The organism is Gulosibacter sp. 10 (genome assembly GCF_900163695.1).
Taxonomy (GTDB): Bacteria; Actinomycetota; Actinomycetes; order Actinomycetales; family Microbacteriaceae; genus Gulosibacter.
In genome coordinates this window covers 1-5,120 of record NZ_FUIC01000049.1, presented here as the reverse complement: position 1 = coordinate 5,120, position 5,120 = coordinate 1, and the positions used below count along the sequence as shown (strand labels likewise).

Sequence of the window (5,120 nt, the reverse complement as noted above, 5' to 3'; positions counted from 1 at the left end):
TCTGCTCGAAGCCGGCGGTTTCAGACCTCGACTACACCCTCGTTCGTGAAGAGCCTGAGAACCTCGGAATAGGTGGTTGCATGCAAGAGTACGACTACAACCTGGTCGCGTGGATATTCGCGACGCTCGGCGTCCTCATCTGGGTGCTCGTCGCGGTGGCGCTCATCGGCTACGTCATCACGGCGTGGTTCATGATGACGGTCTTCAAGAAGATGAACATCGAGGGCTGGAAGGCCTGGGTGCCGTTCGTGAACACGTGGACCTTCCTCGAGGCGGGAGCGTGGCCGGGCTGGATCTCCCTCATCCCGCTCATCGCATGGGTGCCCTTCATCGGGCAGTTCGCGACGATCGCCCTGGCGGTCTTCATGATCATGGCCGCCTACCGCATCGGCGTCGGCTTCGGCAAGGACGGCGCCTGGGTGGTGCTCTTCATCTTCCTCCCGATCGTGTGGCTCGGCATCGTCGCCTTCGACAGCTCCCGCTGGCGCGGCCTCGCCGACGGCCGCGTTCCGGGGCCAGCCGCGGCCGGCGCCCGCGTCGGCGTCACCCCGTACTCGTCGAGCGGCTACGCCGCCCCCGGGCAGTACGGCGGGTATCCGCAGCAGCCCGGCTATCCGCAGCAGGGCGGATACGGCCAGCCGGGTCAGCCCGGCGCCTACGGGCAGCAGGGTCAGCCCGGGTACGGCCAGCCCGGGCAGCAGGGCGCGTACGGCCAGCCGGGACAGGCCGGCTACCAGCCGGGCGCCGGCTACCAGCCGCCCGCCGGGTATCCGCAGCAGCCCGGCGGCGCACAGCCCGGCCAGCAGGGCCAGCCCGGCTACGGCCAGCCCGGGCAGTACGGCGGCCAGTACGGGCAGCCGGGCGGGGCGCCGCAGCAGCCGGGGCAGTCCCCCTACGGCGGGCAGCAGTCCGGCCAGACGGGTCAGCCCGGTCAGCAGGATCCCTACGGCCAGGGCGGCCGGCCCGGCGGTCCGGAGCAGGGCGGCGGGTCCGGCCAGAACGGGCAGTCGCAGTAGCCGGCGGTCCGGTCGGAGCACCGCCGAGTTCTCCACAATTCCCCTGATCGGCGGCCTTATGCACAGAACCGAGGGCGGGCGAGCGCACAGCTCGCCCGCCCTCGTACTGTGTGCGCATGAATCAGCCGAAGCACATCAGAACCGCCGCCGACGTCCTCGTCGCCTCCGTCGAGATGGTGGGATACTTCCCCTGCAACTCGATCGTCCTCATCCCGTACGCCCACCGGCACGGGCGCGCCTGCCTGCGCATGGACCTCCCCGCCGACGAGGCGCAGATCCCGCCCGAGGAGTACGCCGCGGCGGTGATGGGCAACCTGCTGCAGCTGCGCGACGCCGACCGCGTGCTGATCTCGGTCTTCACCGACTCCCCGATCGGGGAGCGGGAGACGCCGTTCGCCGAGCACGCGCTCGCCATCGCCGAGATGGCGGCGTTCGCCGGGCTCCGGGTCGAGGCCCTGCTGTGCCGAGGCTCGAACCGGTGGCGCAGCTACGTCTCGGATGAGCACGGCGGCCTCGAGGCGCTCGACCGGGCCACGAGCGGCGCGGTCAAGGCCGACCTCGCGGAGTTCGCCCGCATCCCGGAGGCGGACCCCGCCCTCGAGCGCTCGCTCCGCGGGCTCCTGGCCGGCGAGTATCCGCCACTGCGGCAGACGGAGATCCCCGTCGTGCTCGACGCGTGGGAGAACCTGCTCGACGCGCGCTCGGGCGAGCTCGAAGGGTTCGACCAGGAGCACCGCCTCATCGCGTTCGCACTGGTCGCGCTCGCCTTCCGCAGCGCTCGGGCGACCGAGTGCCTGCTCGCCAACGCGGTCTACGGGGAGGCGGCCGCCGAGGATCTGCAGCGGGTGTGGCACGCCCTCGACGCCGCCGACGAGCCCGTGGACGGGCTCATCAGCGAGCAGATCGAGATCGAGCCGATCCGCCTCGAACGCGCCGCCGCGGGAGCCGAGCTGCTGCGCACCCTCGTCGGCGCGCTGCCGCCCGAGGACGCGGCGAACGCCCTCGCGGCGCTGAGCTGGCTCGAATGGGCGCGCGGCTCGAGCACGCTGGCCGGGCACTTCGCGGAGCACTCGATCCGTCTGGGTTCGGCCCACCGGCTGCCCCATCGGGTGCTGGAGCTCAGCGAATCGGGTATCACCCCGGGATGGGTGCGGCAGGCCGGCTGCAGCGGCGGCTTCCGCCAGGAGGACTTCGACCGGCTGCTGGAGGCCTCGGAATGAGCGCCGCGCCGAACGCCCCGAGCCTCGCCTCCCCGGCGCAGGACTGGCACGGGGATGCGGAATCGCCGATCGACCTCGAGGAGCCGCCGATCCGGCTCCCGAAGGAGCCCGAGGAGCCGCCGCCGGCGCAGTTCCCGCTGCTCATGGTGATCGCGCCGGTCTTCGTCTCGCTCATCCTCTACGCGGTGATCCGCAGCCCCTATGTGTTCATGTTCGCGATCTTCGGACCGATCCTCGGCATCGCGAGCGTCGTCGACCAGCGCATCCTGCGCCGTCGGCGCCGCAGGCGCGAGGAGGCCCGCTACGCCGAGGAGCTGCGGGAATCCGAGCGGGCCGTGGAGGCGAGGCTGGCGCGCATCCGCCGCCGGCTGCGCAAGGATCGGCCGTTCGCGCGAGATCTGGTGGCCGGGGCGCCCCGGATCGAACCCGGGGCGGTCGTCGGCAGCGCGACCGTATCGAGCGGCATCCGCTTCGACGGTGGCGGCGGACGGGCCGAGACTCGCGCCCTGAAGGAGCGGGCCAGGCAGCTCTCGGGCGCGCCCGTGGCCGTCGAGACGACGCGGATCGCCGTGGCGGGGCCGCGCCCGGTGGCGGTCGCGACGGTGCGGGCGCTCGTCGTGCAGCTGCTCGCGGAGGACCCCTCGGCGTCCCTGGCGCTGGCGGGCGAGCGCGCGGCCGCGGTGGCTGAGGAGCTCCGCCGGGCCGGCGTCGCGACCGAGGAGCGCTCGTCGGCGCCGCTGCTCGTCTGGGCGGGCGGACCGGAGGAGCCGCCGCCCGAGGCGGAGGGCCTCACCAGGCTGCTGCTCGAGGAGTACGGAGACGCGGTGCTCGTCGAGCCGTCGGGGCGGAGCACGCGCATCCGCGCCGACACGCTCGGCGCCGCACTGCTGGCGGAGTGGCTTCCGAGGGTGCGGGACGCGCAGGCGGCCCGGGCGGCGCTCCGATGCGCGCTGCCGGATTCGGTGGAGCTCGAGCACCTCGGGAGCGGGGGATCTGGGGAGGACGCTGCCCGCCCGGGGCTCGGGGCGCGCTTCGTCCTCGGCACCGGCGGACCGCTCGAGATCGACCTCGTCGCCGACGGCCCGCACGCCGTGATCGGCGGCACCACGGGAAGCGGCAAGAGCGAGCTGCTCATCGCCTGGTGCGCGGCCCTCGCGAGGGCGCATCCGAGCGGGGACTGCACCTTCCTCTGCATCGACTTCAAGGGCGGCGCGACGTTCGACGCGGTGGCGGGCCTGCCGCACTGCGTCGGCGTCGTCACCGACCTCGACGACGACGAGGCGCTGCGGGTCGTGGCGAGCCTGCGCGCCGAGGTGCGCCGTCGGGAGCGGCTGCTCCGAGACCGCTCGGTCCGGGACCTCGCGGACCTCGAGCCCGGGGCGCTGGCGCGGCTCGTCGTGCTCGTCGACGAGTACCAGGCCCTCGTGGAGACGCACCCCGACCTGCAGGAGGTGTTCGCCGATCTCGGGGCGCGCGGACGCAGCCTCGGCGTGCACCTGGTGCTGTGCACCCAGCGCCCGACGGGCACGTTCCGCGAGGGCCTGCTCGCGAACTGCGCGATCCGGTTGTGCCTGCGCGTGGAGCAGGCGAGCGACTCGGTCACGCTGCTGGGCTCGTCCGAGGGCGCGGACCTCCCCAGGGCCCGACGCGGGAGGGCGCTCCTCCGGCTCGGGACCGACGCCGTGCGCGCGGTGCAGGTCGCGCGCGCCAGACCGGAGCGCATCGAGGAGATCGCCCTCCGGGAGCACGGGCGGCGGCGCGAGGCCGGGCTCGGCGAGGTTCGCCGCCCATGGCAGCGGCCGCTCCCGCGGCGACTCGAACCGGAGTCGTTGCGGACGCGGGTCGAGGCCGCGGGCGCGAGCCCGGGCGGCCTGCCCTTCGCCCTCGGGGATCTGCCCGAGGAGCAGGCGCAGCGCGGCATCCTCCTGGACGGGGCGGGCGATCACTGCTTCGTGCTGGGCCGGCGCGGGAGCGGCAAGAGCGGCGTGCTGGCGGCCGTGGCGGAGGGCGCGCGGCATCGCGGCCTCCCTGTCGTGCTCGTGCCGGACGACGCCGAACGGGCCTGGGACGTCCTGGAGCGGCTGCTGCACGGCCCGGCCGGACCCTGGCGCATCGTGCTCGTCGACGATGCCGATCTGCTCGAGCAGCGCTTCGGGGAGGAGCACCGGGTCGAATGGGGAGAACGGCTGCAGCGCCTCGTCCGCGGCGGCTCGCAGCTCGGGGTGAGCGTCGTGGTGACGGCGCGCCGGGTCTCCGGAGCGCTGCAGCGCGTCCGGGCGCTGTGCGGCGGCATGCTGCAGCTCGCGGCGCCGTCGCGGCAGGAATGGGTGCTGCAGGGCGGGGAGTCGAGCCATTGGACGGAGGATCTGCCGCCGGGCCGCGGACGGTACAACGGGGTCCTCGTCCAGGTGGCGCACACCGGGATGCGCCTGGCGCCGCCCCCGGGGCCGGAGGACGAGCCCTTCGCGATCCCGCGGGAGGGGCTCGCCGTGGTCGGACGCCGCCTCGGCCCGGTGCGGGCCTTCCTCGAGCGGGCGGGGGCGCGGATCGGCCCGGTGCCGAGCGCCGGCGCGATGCGACCGGGAGCCGACATCGACTTCGCGGGCGAGGCGATGGTCGGCGACCTCGAGCAGTGGAACGCCGCCTACGGCGTGCTCCCGCGGCTCGCCGAGCGCATGCCGGTGCTCGCGGCGGGGCTGACCGCGGGGGAGTGGCGCGGCCTCTTCCGGGGCGACGGCATCGGCCCCGCGGTCGAGAACCCGTACGCCACCGCGCTCCTGCGGCTTCCCACGGGGGCGGTCCGGCGGGTGCGGCTCGAAGCGGGCGCTCCGAGCGCGGTGCAGCGAGGTTGAGGGGCGGCGGGGCCGTGAAGTTAGGGAGGGCG

General features: G+C 74.4%; 3 protein-coding genes. All 3 read left to right on the top strand.

The features are described 5' to 3' along the window. Positions 1–80 precede the first annotated feature (80 nt). The 3 genes from FM112_RS17340 (at position 81) to FM112_RS15415 (ending at position 5,088) form a co-directional block, all read left to right on the top strand. Complete coding sequence (locus FM112_RS17340; RefSeq protein WP_176386874.1) at positions 81–1,016, top strand: DUF5684 domain-containing protein; 936 nt, start codon at positions 81–83, stop codon at positions 1,014–1,016. Between the two features lie 116 nt (positions 1,017–1,132). Continuing rightward, positions 1,133–2,236 (top strand): DUF4192 family protein, encoded by a 1,104-nt coding sequence (locus FM112_RS15420; protein ID WP_087009220.1) that lies wholly within the window; start codon positions 1,133–1,135, stop codon positions 2,234–2,236. After that, complete coding sequence (locus FM112_RS15415) at positions 2,233–5,088, top strand: FtsK/SpoIIIE domain-containing protein (RefSeq protein ID WP_176386873.1); 2,856 nt, start codon at positions 2,233–2,235, stop codon at positions 5,086–5,088. Before FM112_RS15420 ends, FM112_RS15415 begins: the two co-directional genes overlap by 4 nt. The last annotated feature ends 32 nt before the right edge of the window (positions 5,089–5,120 follow it).

Bases quoted from the DNA above. Each gene is read 5' to 3' on its own strand.
- FM112_RS15415 (WP_176386873.1), top strand. From the start codon at position 2,233: ATGAGCGCCGCGCCGAACGCCCCGAGCCTCGCCTCCCCGGCGCAGGAC.
- FM112_RS17340 (WP_176386874.1), top strand. From the start codon at position 81: ATGCAAGAGTACGACTACAACCTGGTCGCGTGGATATTCGCGACGCTC.
- FM112_RS15420 (WP_087009220.1), top strand. From the start codon at position 1,133: ATGAATCAGCCGAAGCACATCAGAACCGCCGCCGACGTCCTCGTCGCC.